Genomic DNA, 16,009 nt, shown 5'->3' on the forward strand with positions numbered 1-16,009 from the left:
CCAGGAGTCATGCCGCGGCGACCGCGTCGGCGGTGGCGAGCCGCCGCGACGCGTCGATCCGCAGGAAGAGAAGAGCGGCGATCGCGCACAGCACCGCGAGCACCATGAAGGCGGGGAACCAGCCGCTGACGGTGACGATATAGCCCGTCACCGCGGCGGCGATCGCCGCGCCGAGATTGCCCAGCGTGTTCATCACCGCGGAGACCGAGCCGGCGAACTCGCCGCCGATGTCGAGCGTCACCGCCCAGGACACGCCGACGGTCAGCTCGAGCCCGAACACCGCGACGCAGAAGCAGATGATGCTCGCGACGGGCGCGTCGATCGCGGCGGCGAGCGGCATCATCACCGCGGCGGTGACGAAGCCGACCACCGCGACGACGCGCCGCGCCATCTTCAGCCCGGCACCGCGCTTGACCAGCAGGTCCGAGGTCCAGCCGCCCGCGAGATCGCCCACCACACCCGCCATCAGCGGCAGGCTGGCGAACAGCCCCATCACTGCTAGGTCATAGCCGCGTGCGTCGTGGAGGTACTTCGGGAACCAGGTCAGGAAGATGTTGATGCAATAGGCGTAGCAGAAATACATCGCCGACAGCGTCCAGAGCTGCGGCTGGCGCAGCAGCCGGCGCCACGGCACCTTGGCGCGCGCCGGCCCGGTGCCGAGCGCGTCCTCGATCATCGCGCGCTCGGTCGCGTTGACGCGGCGATGCTCGCGCGGCGTGTCGCGGTAATAGACGAACCAGCAGAACGCCCAGACGAGCCCGACGCCGGCGAAGAGCAGGAACGGCATGCGCCAGCCGAAGTCGACGATCAGCAGCGCCACGAACACCGGGGTCACCGCGCCGCCCAGCCGCGCACCGGCATGGGTGAGTCCCTGCGCCCAGCCGCGCTCGGCGGGCAGCATCCAGCGCGACAGCGAGCGGGTCGCGATCGGGAAGGCGCCCGCCTCGCCGAGGCCGAACAGGAAGCGGCACACCATCATCGATCCCGCCGACCAGGTCAGCGCGGTCGCCGCGGTGAAGGTCGACCACCACACCACCACCCCGGTCAGCGCGCGGCGCGGGCCGAAGCGGTCGCCGAGCCAGCCGCCCGGGATCTGGAACAGCGCGTAGGCGAACTGGAAGGCGGCGAAGATCCAGCCCATCGTGACGAGCGAGAAGCCGTATTCCTTCTGGATCGACGGCGCCGCGGTGGCGATCACGACGCGGTCCATATAGGTGATCAGATAGGCCAGCACGGTGAGCCACAGCACCGCGTGGCGCACCCGCGTGGGCCGCAGCGCCTGCTCACCCGCGCCGTCCGCGACCGACGTCGCCGGCTCGACCAGGGCACCCGAGACGCTCACGGGCGCGCCGTGCCGCACGCCTCGGCGGCGCGGCCGACGCAGGTCTGCCAGATCGTCGGCACCTTGCGCCCGGCGACATAGACAGCGTTGATCGCGCGCGTGTTGCGGATATCGCGCGTCGGGTCGCGGTCGAGTACCAGCAGGTCCGCCCATTTGCCCGGCTTCAGCACGCCGCTCTCGTTCTCGCTGAGGAAGCTGGCGTTGGTGCCCGTCGCGGCGGTGAGCGCCTGGAGCGGCGTCAGCCCCGCTTTGACCATCAGCTCCAGCTCCCAATGGGCGAAATAGCCGGGGAAGCGCGCGGTCGGGCCGCTGTCGGTGCCCATGCCGTAGCGCACCCCGCCCTTCGCCTCGGCGGCGAGGCTGGCCATCGCGTTGCGCAACACCGGCGGGTATTTCGGGAACAGCGGCGAGGCAGCGAGCTTCTGCCGGCGTTCCTGGCTCTTCAGCGTGGCGATCGTCGAGGGCGCGACCCCGCGCGAGAAGAAGGGCTCGTCGACGAAGGGCAGCAGCGTGTAGGTGAAGCTCGCCTCCCGGCTGAGCGTCGAGGCGAGCTGCCACGTGCCGCGCTGCTTCATCGCACCGACGAGCGCCGGGTCGGCGACGCGGTCGCGCACCTGATGCATGAAGACGTCGACGCCCTCGCGCGTCAGTTCCGCGGCGTTATCATAGTAGAAGATGTGCGCCGCCGCCCTCTTGTTCGCGGCGTGCGCGGCGTCGATCACCGCCTTGCTCACGTCGTAGGGCATACGCTTCGCCACGGTGCCGAACTCGTCGTCCATCCACAGCTTGACGAAATCGTCGCCCTTGGCGGTCTCGCGCTGGACCATCGCGGTCGCCTCGGCCGGGGTGGCGACCGACTGCTCGAGCCCCGGCACGCCGCCGTAGCTGCCCTTGTACACCACGCCGCGCCCCGCGGTGTAGGCGCGTGCCCGGTCGATCCGCCCCGCGCGACGTTGATCCGCGATGACCTGGTGGATCAGGTCGCCGTCGGTGCCGAGCGTATAGACCGAGGTGACGCCGTAAGCGGCGTACAGCTTGAGCTGCGCCTCGACGTTGGCGCGGTCGTAGTATTTGGAGAAGCTCTGATCGACGCCGTCCACCAGCCCGAGGTGAACATGGCTGTCGATCAGGCCCGGCATCAGGAACTTGCCGCGCAGGTTCTCGACCGTCGCGTCGCTCGACTTCGGCCGGGCCGCCGAGGCGCCGACCCAGGTGATGCGGCCGTCGGTCATCACCAGCGCCTGGTCGGCGCGCGGCGCGCCGCCGGTCCCGTCGAACAGCGTGACATGGTCGAGCACGACCGTCTCCGCCGCGGCCGTGCCGCCGAGACACAGCGCCGCTACCGCGACGCCGGCGCGGATCATCGCCCGCGCGCGACCTGGGCGAAACCGCCGCATCGCACTCCCCTCCATGTCATATCCTATATGATCTGACTAAGTGGGGGTCGGTGGGCTGTCAAGCGCCGCGAGTGGCCACGAGATGAAGGATGTCAGTCGCTTGCCGCACTTTCCGCGAGCACGTCGTCCATCCGCTGCTGTGAGCATTCGAGATGGTGACGCACCGCCTGCTCCGCCGCGGCGGGATCGTGCGCGACCAGCGCATCGATGATCGCACGATGCTCGCGCGCGGCCTCGTGCGGCGCGTTGGTGGCGTAGAGCGCGCGGAAGATGTGGAGGTGCGCGTGCAGCCGCTCGATCGTCTCCGCGATCAGCCGGTTGCCGCTGCCGGTCGCGATCAGCCGGTGGAGCGCGGCGTCGGCCTCGGCGAAGCGCGAGTACGCCCGCGCGTCACCGTCGGCGACGCCCGACATGTCGCGGTCGATCGAGCGCAGCGTGGCGATGGCGGTGTCGGTCATCGCCTCGGCGGCGCGCGCGGCGGCATAGGGCTCGATGAGCTGCCGCAGCGTGTAGAGGTCGCGCACCTCCTGCCGCGTCATCTGCGGGCTGGCGCGATAGCCGACGTTCGGCATCTTGTAGACCAGCTTCTCCGCCTCAAGCTGGCTCATCGCCTCGCGAACGGGCGTCTGCGAGATGCCGAGCTGGCGCGCGACGGTATCGATCGCGATCCGCTCACCGGGCGCGATCTTGAGGCTCATCAGCATGTCCAGCAGGTGGTCGTAGGCACGTTCGACCATCGTCGGCCCGGGCGCGGGCCGCGCCGCGCGCGCGTGGGTCGGGACGGTGCTGGTCGTGTCGAGGTGCCGCAAGTGAGTTCGCCGGTCCGTGAAGATACGGGCCGGATCATATAGGGTTTATACGATCGACGTAAGATGCTGCAGGAAGCGGGGCGTCGCCGCGAGCCGCGCGGCGGACCCGCACCTTGAAGGCTCAAGTTGCCTCCCACTCCTCTCGTCAAGCCGCGCTCGACCCGCAACCATGGTGCCGCGAGCACCGCGGTTGTCGCAGATGCGGCACGATGGATCCCGGCCGGAGGCAGGGATGACGCCAGGGACCGAGGCCGGCGCGCCGGTGCGTGCGCGCCGGCGCGCGCCCTCTCAGAAGCTGAAGCGCACACCCAGGCGGTAGGTGCGCCCCAGCACGTCGTACAAAGCCGGGTTGACGAAGAAGGGCGACTTGGCGGGATCGCGATTGAAGAGGTTGTCGACCTTGGCATAGGCCGTCACCGCCTCGGTGATGTTATACGTGCCGCCGAGATCCATGTAGAACGCGCCCGGCATGAAGTTCTGATCGATCGTCGGCCGTTGCGGGGTCGACTCCGGGCAGGTGCCGGCGCCGCATTGGATGTACTGATGGCCCAGCACACCGTCGCTGAACCAGCGCTCCTGCACCAGGAGCGAGAAGTCGTCGGTCTCGTAGGTCTGCACCGCGAGCCACTTCCAGTCGGGCGTGTTGCCCGTGTTCACGCCCGCGGTGTCGTTGGGGATCGTGCCGGTAAGGCCGGTGTCGGTGACGAACTTGCTGATATGCGTGGCCAGCGCGCGGACGGTCAGGCGGCCGGGCAGGCCGAGCGGCCGCTGCCAGCGGTAGCTCGCCTCGATGTCGAAGCCGGACGTGTCGATCGACGCCAGGTTGAAGGCCTGGACGTTGATGAAATTGGGCCCGGCCTGGTTGTTCAGGTTGAACGCGCTGCACGTCTCGGGGAGCACGTTGCGGAAGCACAGGTTGACGATGTCTCCCGCGCCCAGGCTCGAGATCACGTCGGTGATCTTGAGCTTGTACCAGTCGAACGACAGGCTCAGCCCCGGCGCCCAGCTCGATCCGGAGAAGGAGATGCCCGCGGTGGTGTTGCGCGCGATCTCCGGCGTCAGGTTCGGGTTGCCGATCGTGTTCTGGATCGCGAGCACGTTGACGTTGCGGAACGGGTCGAAGAAGTTCGGCTGCGTCGTCGTCACGGGAGCGGCGAACAGCTCGGAGAGGTTGGGCGCGCGCACGTCGCGCGAAGTCACGCCGCGCAGGCGGAAGCCGTCGATCGGCAGGTCCCAGGTGCCGCCGACCTTCCACGCCCAGACCGTGCCCGAGGTGCTGTAGTCGGTGACGCGCGCCGCACCGGTGACGTTGGCGCGACCGACCGAATCTCCGTCGAGCAGCGGCACCGCGACCTCGAGGAACGCCTCCTTCACGCTATAGGCGCCGGTCCCGTTCTTGTAGTTGCCGGCGTACCAGTTGTTGCCGGCGGGCAGTTGCACCGGGTCGAACGGATAGATCGAGTCGTACGGCTGGGCGTCGATACCCGCGCCGTAAGGGTCAGCGGTGACCTTGTAGAATTCGTGCCGGAACTCGCCGCCGAACGCCACCGACACCGGCCCCGCCCAGGAGCTGAACGGTGAGCCCGAGAAGTTGAGGCTGGCCACGTCCTGCGTCTGTCGCGTGCGCTGGCGCGGACCGTTGGCGGGCATGACATAGTCCAGCGCCTGCTGCGACGGGTTGCCGCCGAAGACGTTGAGCGGCTGGCATCCGGCCGCGCGCGCGACCGGGTTGGCGCAGACGATCGCGCCGTCGAGCGATGTCGCGTTGATGGCGTTGTTATAGCGCTGCGTCAGCAGGATATTGTCGACGTCGATCCTGGTCTTGTTGGTGCCGTGCTCGACGTAGATGTCGTAGCTCCAGTCCGACCCGAACACCGGCTGGCGCCCCTTCGCGCCGACCACGAAGCGGTACTGGCGCCGATCGGTGTGGACCTGGGTGTTGCCCAGCGCGGCGTTGCTCGTCCCGAACTGGAAGCTCGTGATCCCCGCGGTGGCGCACGCCGCCTTGATCTGCGCCGGGACGTAGGGATTGGCGCACTGGATCGTCAGCGCGGGGCGGTTCTGCCCGCCGACCGGCTGGTTGTTGGTCTTCACCTGCGCGATGTTCGAGGTGACGTAGATCTCGTTGTTGGGCGCGAAGTCGAAACCGATCCGGCCGTAGCTGTTGAGCCGTTCCAGCCCCGACAGCAGCGAGCGCCCCGCATCGACGTTGCCGGAGAGATCGCCGCCCTGGCAGAAGCCCGCGAAACAGCCGATCACCGCGCCGGACGACGTACGCGAGGGCACGCCGTTCGAGCCGTACTGGAACTGGAACGGGTTGCCCGACTGGTCGAAGGCGATGCCCTGCAGCGGACCGGCGGTGATCAGGCCGTATTTGGCGAAGGTGATCGACTGAGCGTAGTCGCGCAGCACGTATTGCGGCGAGCCGTCGTTGGTGACGTTGCGGTTGACCAGCGTGGTCTGCTTGAACCAGTCACGCCCGCCGGCGAGCCCGATGCCGAACTCTCCGCCGCCGACGCCCTCGTCGCGCGCATATTCCGTGCTGCCGACGATATGCAGGCGATCGTCGAGCAGGCTGGTACCGGCGGCGAGCTGGACGAGCACCTGCTCGTTGTCGCCATAGTCGGTGATGCCGCCCTGGACGTTGCCCTTCACACCCTTGAAGCGGGTGTCGGTGATGAAGTTGACCACGCCGCCGACCGCGTCCGAGCCATAGGAGGCGGAGGCGCCGCCGTTGACCACGTCGACGCGCTTGATCAGCAGTTGCGGGAACTGGCTGACGTCGGGCACGCCGGTCACGTTGGCGCCGACGACGCGCTGACCGTCGATCAGCGTCAGCGTGCGGATCGCGCCCACGCCGCGCAGCGAGAACGAGCTCAGCCCTTGCGCGCCGCTCGAGGTGCTGAAGGTGTTGACGCTGGTGCCGGTCGAGCCCTGCAGCGACGGCAGTTGCGAGATGGTGGTGAAGACGTTGGGCTGCGCGTTGGCGGCGATCGCGCCGGAGTCGATCACGGTCGTCGGCGTCGGCGCGGTGAAGCCGCCCGTGGTGATGCGCGAGCCGGTGACGATGATGTCCTGCGCGGCAGCATCGCGCGCGCCGGCGCCGTCCTGCTCGGGCTGGGCGGTGGAACCAGCGGTGGTGTCGAGCTGCGGCGGCACCTCGGCTTGGGTCGTCGCGACGCCCGCTTCCTGCCCGGCCGGGGCCGACTGCGCCCGGGCGGTCGTCGGCAGCGCGATGGCGGTGATCAGTGCGGCGAGCGCGACGCCGCCCCGCATCCCGGCACGACGTGCGCTGGTGGTGGCTCTCATCATTTTCCCCTCCTCCAAGAGTTATATCTCTGATCGTTCATCGACAGCAGTGTGCGGCAGCCGACTCCACGATGAGCCGTACTTCTTCGCATTGTCGTGGTGAGAACCGGGCGCTTGCGACAGGCCATCGCGCCAGTGATCGTCGATGATCCCGGGTCAAGGCTCGTCCGCGCATCGCAACGAAGTCTTTGCCATCGACACGACGATGGCGCGTCACCCTCCTCCTCTCGCATTCTCTCCGTTCGCTCGAGAACATACCGTTTCGATCGTCCGATCGATTCGGCCCTCGATTGCTCACGGTAACGTTACCATCAAAGCGTAATGGAGCTTTTCCCTATGTCAACACTCTCTCATGAATAAAATCTACAGGCTATTACTTGGATGTCCCCGGCGCGAGTGACGCCGGGCACCAGTAGATTACGGCTTGAAAATCAGCATGTAAGATCGAGACCAGCGCTAGCGGTCGCGAAACAGCAAGGGCGCCATCTGGTACAGGCTGCGCCGCCACGACAGGAACTCATGCCCGGTGTCGGGCGACACGTAGAAGACGCTGTTGAGCCCCGCACGCTTCAGCGACTCGGCGTTAGCACGCGGATCGGTGCTCGGCCGTCCCGGGCCGCCGCGGGTACGCCCGTCCTCTAGCTCGCGGCTGCCGTAGCTGACGAAGGTGAGCCGCACCTTGTCCTTGTAACCCGGCGTCGCGGCGACGTCCTCGGGTGCGATGGTACCGCCGCTCAGCAGCCCGATCGCGCCGAACGTGTCGAGATTCTTGGGCGCGATCAGCTTAGTCTCGAAGCCGCCCATCGACAGCCCCGCCATCGCGCGATGCGGCGCGTCCGCGAGCGTGCGATAGTGGCGGTCGACATAGGGGATCAGCTCGTCGATCAGCACCGTTCGGAACGGCGTGATGTCGAAGCTGGCGAGCCCGCCCGGGCTGCCCGGCCGGACATCGTTGGTCATGCCGTAGGTCATCACGATGATGAACGGCTTCGCCTTCCCGGCGGCGATCAGATTGTCCATGATGAGGTTGGCGTGCCCCTGGTTGGACCAGGCGGTCTCGTCCTCGCCCCAGCCGTGCTGCAGGTACAGCACCGGGAAGCGCGTGCCGGCGGCGGCGTCATAGCCGGGCGGCGTGTAGACGAAGGCGCGGCGGTGCGTGCGCGTGCTCGGCGAGGCGAACAGGATCTGCTCGACGCGGCCGTGCGGCACGTCCTTCACCGCGTAGAAGTCGGCGTCGCGCGCGGGGATCTCGATGCCGCTCTCCCACCGCGTCGAGCCGTAGAAGTTGAGCGTGCCGGGATCGTTGAAGGTGCCGCCGTCGACGGTGAGGTGATAGTAATGGAAGCCCTCGTCGAGCGGCCCCTCCGACGTGCCGATCCAGCTGCCGTCCGCGGCCTTGGTCAGCACGGTGCCGCCGCGCCCGCCGAGACCGAGGCTGACCCGCACCGCCTTCGCGTCGGGCGCCGTGACGCGGAAGCGGACGTAGCCCTGCGAGTTGACCTGAGGGTAGGACTGGCCAGGCTGGTTGAGTGACGAGGGCTTGAAGTCTTCCACCACCGCCGCGGGTGGCGTCGGCGGTGTCGTCTGCGCGATCGCCGGCGCCGCGGCGACGAGGCACGCGAACGCGGTGGCACGAGCTCGTCTCATTGCCCTCTCCTGTGCTGGTCCGCGGTGCTCTAGGTGGCGCTGCGAATCCTATCAGATATGGTCTATAGCATCCGCGAGACGGTGCAAGGGCCCAGTGGTCGATGGCGCACCGTCGCGCGACGAGTGCCTCCCCGTGACTTGTTCCCCGACGGACGCCGAGGTCCAGGTGGGAAGGCTGCCGTGGCGCTCATCACCGTCTCCCCACCTGGATCCCGGCTTTCGCCGGAGAACAGCAGCGCAGGCGCGCTGTCCCGCGCCCCCGCGCCGCGCGGCGCGCCGGTGCTCATACGAAAAGAGGATGCCGGCCTGAGCCGACATCCTCCAGGTGGGGAAGCTGGTGGTAGCCCCTAGAAGCGGACGTGCGTGCCGACGATGAAGCGGCGGCCGTAGTCGAACACGTCGAGCAGCTGGTTGCTGTAGCGCCCATGCGTGCTCTGCTGGTTGTTGTTCACGTTCTCCGCCGCGGCGAACACGCTGAAGTTCTTGCTGATGTCGTAGCTCGTCGACAGGTCGAGCTGGAGGCTGGAGTTGACGAAGGTCGGCTCGGCGCCGAATTGGCTGGTGTTCTGGTTCTGGCCGAACTGCAACAGATACTCGTCGCGCCAGTTGAGCGCGGCGCGGAACTGGAAGCCGTTCTTGTCATAGAAGCCGACGAAATTGGCCGAGTTCGCCAGGCCGGTCACCGCGAAGCCGGTCTGCGAGATGTCGCTCTGGTCGTACGGCTTGTTGGTGTCGACGAAGGTGGCGTTGGCCTGGAAGCCGAAGCCGGTGTCGCCGAAGACCTGCTGCCACGCCAGCTCGACGCCGCGCACGGTCGCGTCAGGCCCGTTGACCTGCTGCGACACCGCGAAGTTCGCCGCGCTGCCGGTGGTGGGGTCGATCACCCCGTTGATCGCCTGCCGCGTCACGCCCTGGACGATGAAGTTGCTGACGTTCTTGAGGAAGAAGTCGACCGAGAGGTAGGAGTTGCGCTTGTAATACCATTCCGCGGCGGCGTCGAAATTGTCCGCCAGATAGGGCTGGAGCGACGGATTGCCGCCGCTCGCGGTCAGCGCGCCGACGCGCTGGCCGCTACCTACCGCCAGCACCGGGTTGAGCGTGCTGAGCCCCGGGCGCGTCAGCGTGCGCGACGCATCGAAGCGCAGCTGAAGCTCGGGCGTGACCTCTAGCCGCAGATCAACCGTCGGCAGCAGGTACGAGTAGTTGCTTTTGGCGCGGATCGGCGAGACGTCGCCGAACGCGACCGTGAGCAGGGTCGGGTCAGCGGTGCTGGTGCTGATCGAGACGGGCAGACGACCCTGACCGGTGGAGACCAAGTGCGTGTTCTCGTTGCGCACGCCCGCCGCGAAGTGGAACGGCATGCCCGCGATGTCGGCGGTGTAGGCGACGTTGAGGTACAGCGACCAGGTCTTCTCGTTGATGTTCTGGAGGCTGTTGGGATCAACCTGCTGATCGAAGCTGCCGGTGAAGCCGTTCAGCCCGTCCGTGGTGTTGGTGGGATAGTTGAAGCCCGGGATCCGCTGCGCCTGCGGGTTGCCGAGCGAGCTGAGATAGGCCTGATAGGCGATCGGGCTGAACTTGATCAGCGACGGCGGCAGCGTGCCCTTGAAGCCGGGAATGAAGTTGCTGCCGAGCCCGATCGTGCCCTGGTAGAGCGACGCGGGCAGCGGTGCGATCCCGCTGCCCTGCCCCGACGGCCCGCCGTAGCCGGCATAGGCCTGCCAGAAGTTGTTGATGAACGTGCTCTTGTTCGAGAGACGGAAATCGTCCTCGACATACTGGCCGCCGGCGCGGATGGTCAGGTCGTCCTGCTTCCACGTCGCGGTGAAGCGCGCCTGCTTCAACTCGTCGGTGTTCTGCTGGGTCTGGTTGACGGTGACGTGCGACCCGATCAGCGACGGATCGGCGAAGTTGGCCGCGTTCCCGTTCGGACCGACGACGGTCAGCGACGGGAAACTGTTGTTGCTGTTCCCGTTGATCTGCAACCCGGTGTTGTTGGCGAGTTGGCCGCCATAGCCGATGTCACCGTTCTGGCTGCCGATCGTGTCGTCGTCGGGGTTGAGCCAGCTCTTCGCATAGGAGAGGTCGCCTTCCAGCGTGAAGTTCTCGCTGACGTCCCACTTGACGTTGCCGCCGATCTGGTTGGTGCGCAGGATCTGCGTGTTGAGCGCGGCGGTGAAGTCGGTCGGCGAGCCGGCCTGGGTGAAGTCGATCGCGGTGCCGTTGTCGTCGAGCTCGACGTTGCGCAGCGCGCCCTGGTTGAACCACACGCCGAGCGCGGACGATTGCGTCTCGATCTTCTGGCGCGAGAAATTGTCGTCGAGCGTGACCATCACGTCCTCGGACGGATGCCATTGCAGCGCGAGGCGGGCGTCGACTCGCTCGTCCTTGGTGGTCTGCTGGTCGACGACATATTGCTGCGGGAACCAGCCCACCACGGTCTGGCGCTGCGCCGCCGCGGCGCCGGCGTCGCTGGTCGGGTTGCAGGTGGCGGCGGTGCTGCCCTGGAGCTGGCACGGCGCGTAATAACCGCCCGCCCAGCCGGATACCGAGACGCGGTTGGTCTTGGTATCGCGCCGCGTGTAGATCACATCTGCGAGCACGCCGAGCGTATCGTCGGCGAAGGTGTTGCTGAACAGCACGCCCGCGGTCGGCACCACCTTGCCCGAGCGGTCCTGGATCGAGCCCGAGGCGCTCGCCGCGACGCGCAGCCCGGGGTGATCGAACGGCTTGGGGAACTGGATGTCGACGGTGGCGCCGATGGAGCTCGACGCGAGCGTCACGTCCGGCGTCTTGAGCACGCTGAGCTGGCCGATGAAGTCGGAGCCGACCGTCGAGAAGTCGATCTGGCGCCCGCCGGTGCCTGTCGAGATGCGGCGGCCGTCGTACAGCGTGGTGTTGAAGTCGCCGCCGAAACCGCGGACGGTGATGCCCGTCGCCTCGCCGCGCGTCCCCGAGCGTTGGATCGAGACGCCCGGCAGGCGCTGCAACGACGCGGCGACGTTAGTGTCGGGGAACTTGCCGATGTCCTCGGCCGAGATCGCATCGACCACGCCGGTGGAGGTGCGCTTGATGTCGAGGTTGCGCTGGAGCGAGCCGCGCAGGCCGGTGACGATGATGTCGCGCGATGGGTCGCCGTCCGCCGCGGTATTGGCACCGTTGGCGTCGGGGGCGCTGGACTCGTCCTGCGCGCGACCCGCCTCGCTCGCGCTGAGCGAGTTCGCGGTGGACGGCACCGCGGGCTGCGCCGCGACCGGCGGCTGCGCCTGACTATTCTGGAGACTCTGCGGGTCGGCCTGCTGCGCGGCCGCGGGTAGCGCGGCGGTCAGAGCCGCGATGCTGCACGCGGCGGCGAGGCCGCGCTTGGTGACCGCGACTCGGCCACGGCGGACGGAACGAACGCTCTCAGGCTTGTGCATAGCCCCTCCTCATGATGTGCCGATCGACTCGGCTTCTTATGCCTCCCCTATGGCGCCGCGGCCGCTGCGGGCGCGTACGTCATGGGAAAGTAGCGCTACCATATTCGCTTCGTGGGACGTGGCAAGCGTCCATAAACATTTCAGTTAGCGCTAACTGCTGGCGCTTGGCCGCGCGAGGCTCTAACCCAGTCGAACGAGGCGAGAACGGGCCCGGCGAGACGGAGGGGGAGCGATGGCACGGTGGGAGCTGTTGGCGAGCGAGCGGCACGCCGGGCTGACGATGCGGCGTGCCGATGCAGCCGGTCGCCACTTCGTCCAGGTCGTGCCCGGCGAGTTCGCCAAGCTGGCCACCTGCTGTCCCATCGTGCTGACGAAGCATCCCGAGACCGGACGTTTCTACGCCGGCGCGCTGCTCGGCTTCACGTCCGGCGAGAACCTGGCCGGCAATCTCGACGGCGTGATGCCGCTCGATCTCGAGCGCGAGGGCTTCTTCATCGTCGACACGGACATCGCGGTGGATCTCGACCAGCCACGCTTCGCCGCGGACCTCGAAGCGGGCGTCGAGCGGGTTGCGCTGTTCGACCTGGATGGCACGCCCTCGACGCACCTGCGTCGCGTCCAGCGCGCGCTGGGGCTCCTCCACGCCGGCGTGGCGGAGAGCGAGGCGCTGATGCAGGCGCTGCTCGACGCCCGGCTGATCGAGCCGATCGACGTCTCGCTATCGTTCGACGACGGCGAGCGGCTGCGGCTCGAGGGGCTCTACACCGTCGGCCGCGACGCGCTGGCGGAGCTCGACGACGCGACGGCGCTCCGGCTGTTCCGCGCCGGTCAGCTCCACCATGCACACACGCTGATCGACTCGCTCCAGCAGATCGCGCGGCTGGCCCACCGCCGCAACGAGCGACTCGCGCTGGCATGAGCACGGCGGCGCACGTTGCGGAACATGCCGCCGCGGACGTCGCCACGCCGGCGGCGTTCGATGCGATCGTCGCGACCTGCCGTCCCGCGGTGATCCGCGGGCTTTGCGGCGACTGGCCGATCACGCGCGCGTCGACCGACTCGGCGGACGCGCTCGCCGACTATGTCGCGGCGCTCGATCCGGGCCGCTCCGCCGAGGCGTTCGTGGGGGCGCCGACGATCGCGGGGCGCTATTATTACGGGGAGTCGCTCGACGGCTTCAATTTCACCCGCGAGACGATCGGCGTCACCGCGGCGCTGCGGCGGGTGATCGACACCGCCGGCGTGACCGGGGCGCCGACGCTCTACCTCGGCTCGCTCCCCACCGCGGCCTACCTGCCGCGCTTCGCCGACGACAATCCGCTGCCGCTGCTGCCGGCCGCGGCGCGGCCGCGGATCTGGCTCGGGCACGCCTCGGTGGTGGCGTGTCACCACGACAATTCGGACAATCTCGCCTGCGTCGTCGCGGGGCAGCGCCGCTTCACCTTATACCCGCCCGACGCGATCGCCGACCTGTACGTCGGCCCGATCGACCACAACATGGCGGGGCAGCCGGTCAGCCTGGCCGCTGGCGCATCGGAGGATCCACGTTTCCCGCGCTTTGCCGCGGCCCGCGAGCGCGCGCTGGTAGCCGATCTCGCGCCGGGCGACGCGCTGTTCCTGCCGAAATTGTGGTGGCATCAGGTGGAGGCGACCAGCCCGGTCAACGTGCTGGTGAACTATTGGTGGGACGCGTTCGCGACCGGGCCCGACTCCCCCTATACCGCGATGCTGCTCGCCCTCGCCGCGATCGCGGAGCGACCCGAGAGGGAGCGCGCGGCGTGGCGCGCCTTCTTCGATCATTACGTGTTCCGCCCCGACGGTCACCCGCTCGCGCACCTGCCCGAGGAGCGCCACGGGCTGCTTGGCCGCGGGCAAGGAGGCAAGCTGCGAGCGATGGTGATGCGGCTGCTGCGCGGCTGAAGCAGGACAGAGGAGCGGGCACCGCCCAGCGCGATCATGCGCGCGCCGGCGCGATGATGTCTGGATCACCGCCGGTCTCGAACCCGCCACTCAGAGCCGCCCTGCCCACCTCCCGATCTCGGCGCCCGTGGTTCGATCACGGGGAGTGACGCACCGACCGACGTGGCCGTCGCGCGAGCGCGCGCCGGCGGCTGTCGACGCTGGGATCGGCCTCGCTCTCAGTGGCGCAGGGCCACGTCTCCCCATGACACCGGCAGCCGTTCCCCCACCGCATTGGCCGCCCGCGCGACCAGCTCGACGATGCGCGTGCCCCGCGTGTCCACGGCAAGCTGCGCGGGCGTGGCACCGCGGCGCAGAGGGCGGGTCGCGGCGAGCAGGCGTCCGTCGCCGTACACCTCGAACCGTACGGGCGTGGCGCCGTCGGCGGCGGAGTCATCCACGCCGACCGTCGCGGTGAGCCGCGCGTAATCGTGATTGCGAACCTCCAGACGCGAACCGGCGAGCACGCCGAGGCCCTGGGGGTAGCGACGACCCGCCATCTGCAGCTCCCGTCCGTACGGCGTCGCGTCGGGCTGAGCGCCGCCCCAACCGGCATAGATCGGCCGCGGCCCCGCCCCGCGCGTCCCCCCGCCCCAAGGCGAGAGCGCCCGGTGGATCGTCGGGTCCGCTTGCGGCGCGGTGACCCCGTCCACCGCCGGGTTCACGTCCCCCGGCGTCTCCGACAGATAGACGCCGTCGGCGAGCGCGCGCGTGCCGGCGGCGCGGAACACCAGCGTCTCGCGCGGTGCCACCTTGAGGACCGTCTCGCCGGTGAAGCTGCTCGATCTCCCGTCCCACAGATCGGTCAGGCGGACGACGGCGTCGGGGCGGAAGCGCAGGTGCTGCGCGGTGAGCTGCGCCTCGATCGGCCGCGACGAGCGGTTGAAGAGCGCGACCGCCTTCTCTCCCGTGGACAGCGTCTTGACGAAGATCTGCAGGTCGTCGGTGTCGAACACGGGCACCGCCTGATTGCCGGCGGCGTCCTGGTTGACCGCGATCAGCGCGGCGTTGCCGAAGATATCCATCAGCACGGGCGGCGTCGTCCGAAGATCGCTGCCGATCAGCAGCGGGGCGTTGATCATCGCCCACAGCGCGAAGTGCGAGCGCGCCTCGACGAGATGGTGCTCGTCGAAATCACCTTTGCCCACGAACAGCATGTCGGGATCGTTCCAGGAGCCCGGATGGGCGTAGAGGGCGCGTCGGGCAGCACTGTCGAAGTTGGTGAGCATCCGGCCCCAGTCGGGCGTGATGTCGTCGCTGGTGCGCGAGAGATTGCCGACGTCCTTGCCCCAGGCACGGACGTTGGCCGAGCCCCAGATGCAGAGCGACAGCAGATAGTCCTGGGTGGCGTAGCGCTTCAGCGCGTCCTTCACATCGCCGAACAAGGCGCGGACGCGCGGGATGTCGGCGAGGCTGACCGTCTCGAGATTCAGGATCGGCGGCAGCTCCCGGTAGCGTCCCGAGGTGACCAGCGCACTGTCCGCGCCATAGGCGCGTAGCCCGCACCCGTCGATCTTGATGTAGTCGAAGCCCCATTCACCGAAGTAGAGGCGGATGTCCTGCTCGATATGCCCGTATAGACCCACCTCGCGCTCGGCGACGCTGCCCCGCGGCAGGTTGACCTCGTTCGGCCCGTAGGCCTGGGCACAGGTGTTGCGTCCCAGATCGCTGTAGAGCCCGGCCTTCAGCCCCATCGCGTGCAGCCGATCCGTGAACGGCCGGAACGAGGTGGCGCCGTCGGCGGTCCGCGCGGAGGGGAACTTGTCCGCTCGTACCAGCATGCGCCCGTCGGCGCGGCGATGATCCCACCAGCCCTCGTCGAGGTTGACGTAGCGATATCCCTTGGCGGCGAGGCCCGTGTCGACGATCACCTTGGCCGACGCCAGGACCTTCTCCTCGTCGACGTCGGTGAAGAAGGCGTTCCACGAATTCCACCCCATCGGCGGGGTCGCCGCGCCGCCATCGGTGTTCGCCGACCAGCGCGCGGTCGGGGCGAGCGGGTCCTTCTCGTGCGCGCGGGCCGGCGCCGCCGCGATCGCCGTGGCACAACCGAGGAGGAGGAGATTTCCGAACACGCGTGACATCGTTCGCGGAGCCTTCAGCTTGGGTTTTCTCAGGGACTAGCGC

General features: G+C 68.4%; 9 protein-coding genes. 2 read left to right on the plus strand and 7 right to left on the minus strand.

Annotated elements, in window-relative coordinates; all coding sequences use genetic code 11:
• Positions 1–7 precede the first annotated feature (7 nt).
• From FHY05_RS02340 to FHY05_RS02365, 6 genes are all read right to left on the minus strand, one after another.
• The gene (locus FHY05_RS02340) at positions 8–1,342 is read right to left on the minus strand and encodes an MFS transporter (RefSeq protein WP_183942778.1); all 1,335 of its coding nucleotides are present in this window, start codon (positions 1,340–1,342) and stop codon (positions 8–10) included.
• Entirely contained in the window at positions 1,339–2,739 is a 1,401-nt protein-coding gene (locus FHY05_RS02345) for an amidohydrolase family protein (protein ID WP_260181090.1), read from the minus strand. The genes FHY05_RS02340 and FHY05_RS02345 overlap by 4 nt, the downstream gene beginning before the upstream one ends.
• 92 nt (positions 2,740–2,831) lie before the next feature.
• A complete protein-coding gene (locus FHY05_RS02350; RefSeq protein WP_260181091.1) occupies positions 2,832–3,548 on the minus strand; it encodes a GntR family transcriptional regulator in 717 nt (238 codons plus the stop codon).
• Positions 3,549–3,836: 288 nt separating this feature from the next.
• Positions 3,837–6,857 (minus strand): TonB-dependent siderophore receptor, encoded by a 3,021-nt coding sequence (locus tag FHY05_RS02355; RefSeq protein WP_183942779.1) that lies wholly within the window; start codon positions 6,855–6,857, stop codon positions 3,837–3,839.
• A 456-nt stretch (positions 6,858–7,313) separates the two neighbouring features.
• Positions 7,314–8,504: an esterase family protein gene (locus FHY05_RS02360; RefSeq protein ID WP_183942780.1), complete on the minus strand. Its 1,191-nt coding sequence runs from the start codon at positions 8,502–8,504 to the stop codon at positions 7,314–7,316.
• Positions 8,505–8,851: 347 nt separating this feature from the next.
• The gene (locus FHY05_RS02365) at positions 8,852–11,923 is read right to left on the minus strand and encodes a TonB-dependent receptor (RefSeq protein WP_183942781.1); all 3,072 of its coding nucleotides are present in this window, start codon (positions 11,921–11,923) and stop codon (positions 8,852–8,854) included.
• Positions 11,924–12,155: 232 nt separating this feature from the next.
• Here FHY05_RS02365 and FHY05_RS02370 point away from each other — a divergent pair, with 232 nt between their 5' ends.
• Together FHY05_RS02370 and FHY05_RS02375 are read left to right on the plus strand one after the other, a co-directional pair.
• The gene (locus FHY05_RS02370; RefSeq protein ID WP_183942782.1) at positions 12,156–12,842 is read left to right on the plus strand and encodes a SapC family protein; all 687 of its coding nucleotides are present in this window, start codon (positions 12,156–12,158) and stop codon (positions 12,840–12,842) included.
• Positions 12,839–13,843 carry a cupin-like domain-containing protein gene (locus FHY05_RS02375; RefSeq protein ID WP_183942783.1) on the plus strand — a complete coding sequence of 335 codons (1,005 nt, stop codon included), beginning with the start codon at positions 12,839–12,841 and terminating at the stop codon, positions 13,841–13,843. The genes FHY05_RS02370 and FHY05_RS02375 overlap by 4 nt, the downstream gene beginning before the upstream one ends.
• Positions 13,844–14,061: 218 nt before the next feature.
• On the opposite strand, the gene FHY05_RS02380 is transcribed toward FHY05_RS02375, so the two are convergent.
• Complete coding sequence (locus tag FHY05_RS02380; protein WP_183942784.1) at positions 14,062–15,966, minus strand: NPCBM/NEW2 domain-containing protein; 1,905 nt, start codon at positions 15,964–15,966, stop codon at positions 14,062–14,064.
• Between the last annotated feature and the right edge of the window lie 43 nt (positions 15,967–16,009).

The organism is Sphingomonas sp. BK580, from assembly GCF_014194975.1.
GTDB lineage: Bacteria > Pseudomonadota > Alphaproteobacteria > Sphingomonadales > Sphingomonadaceae > Sphingomonas.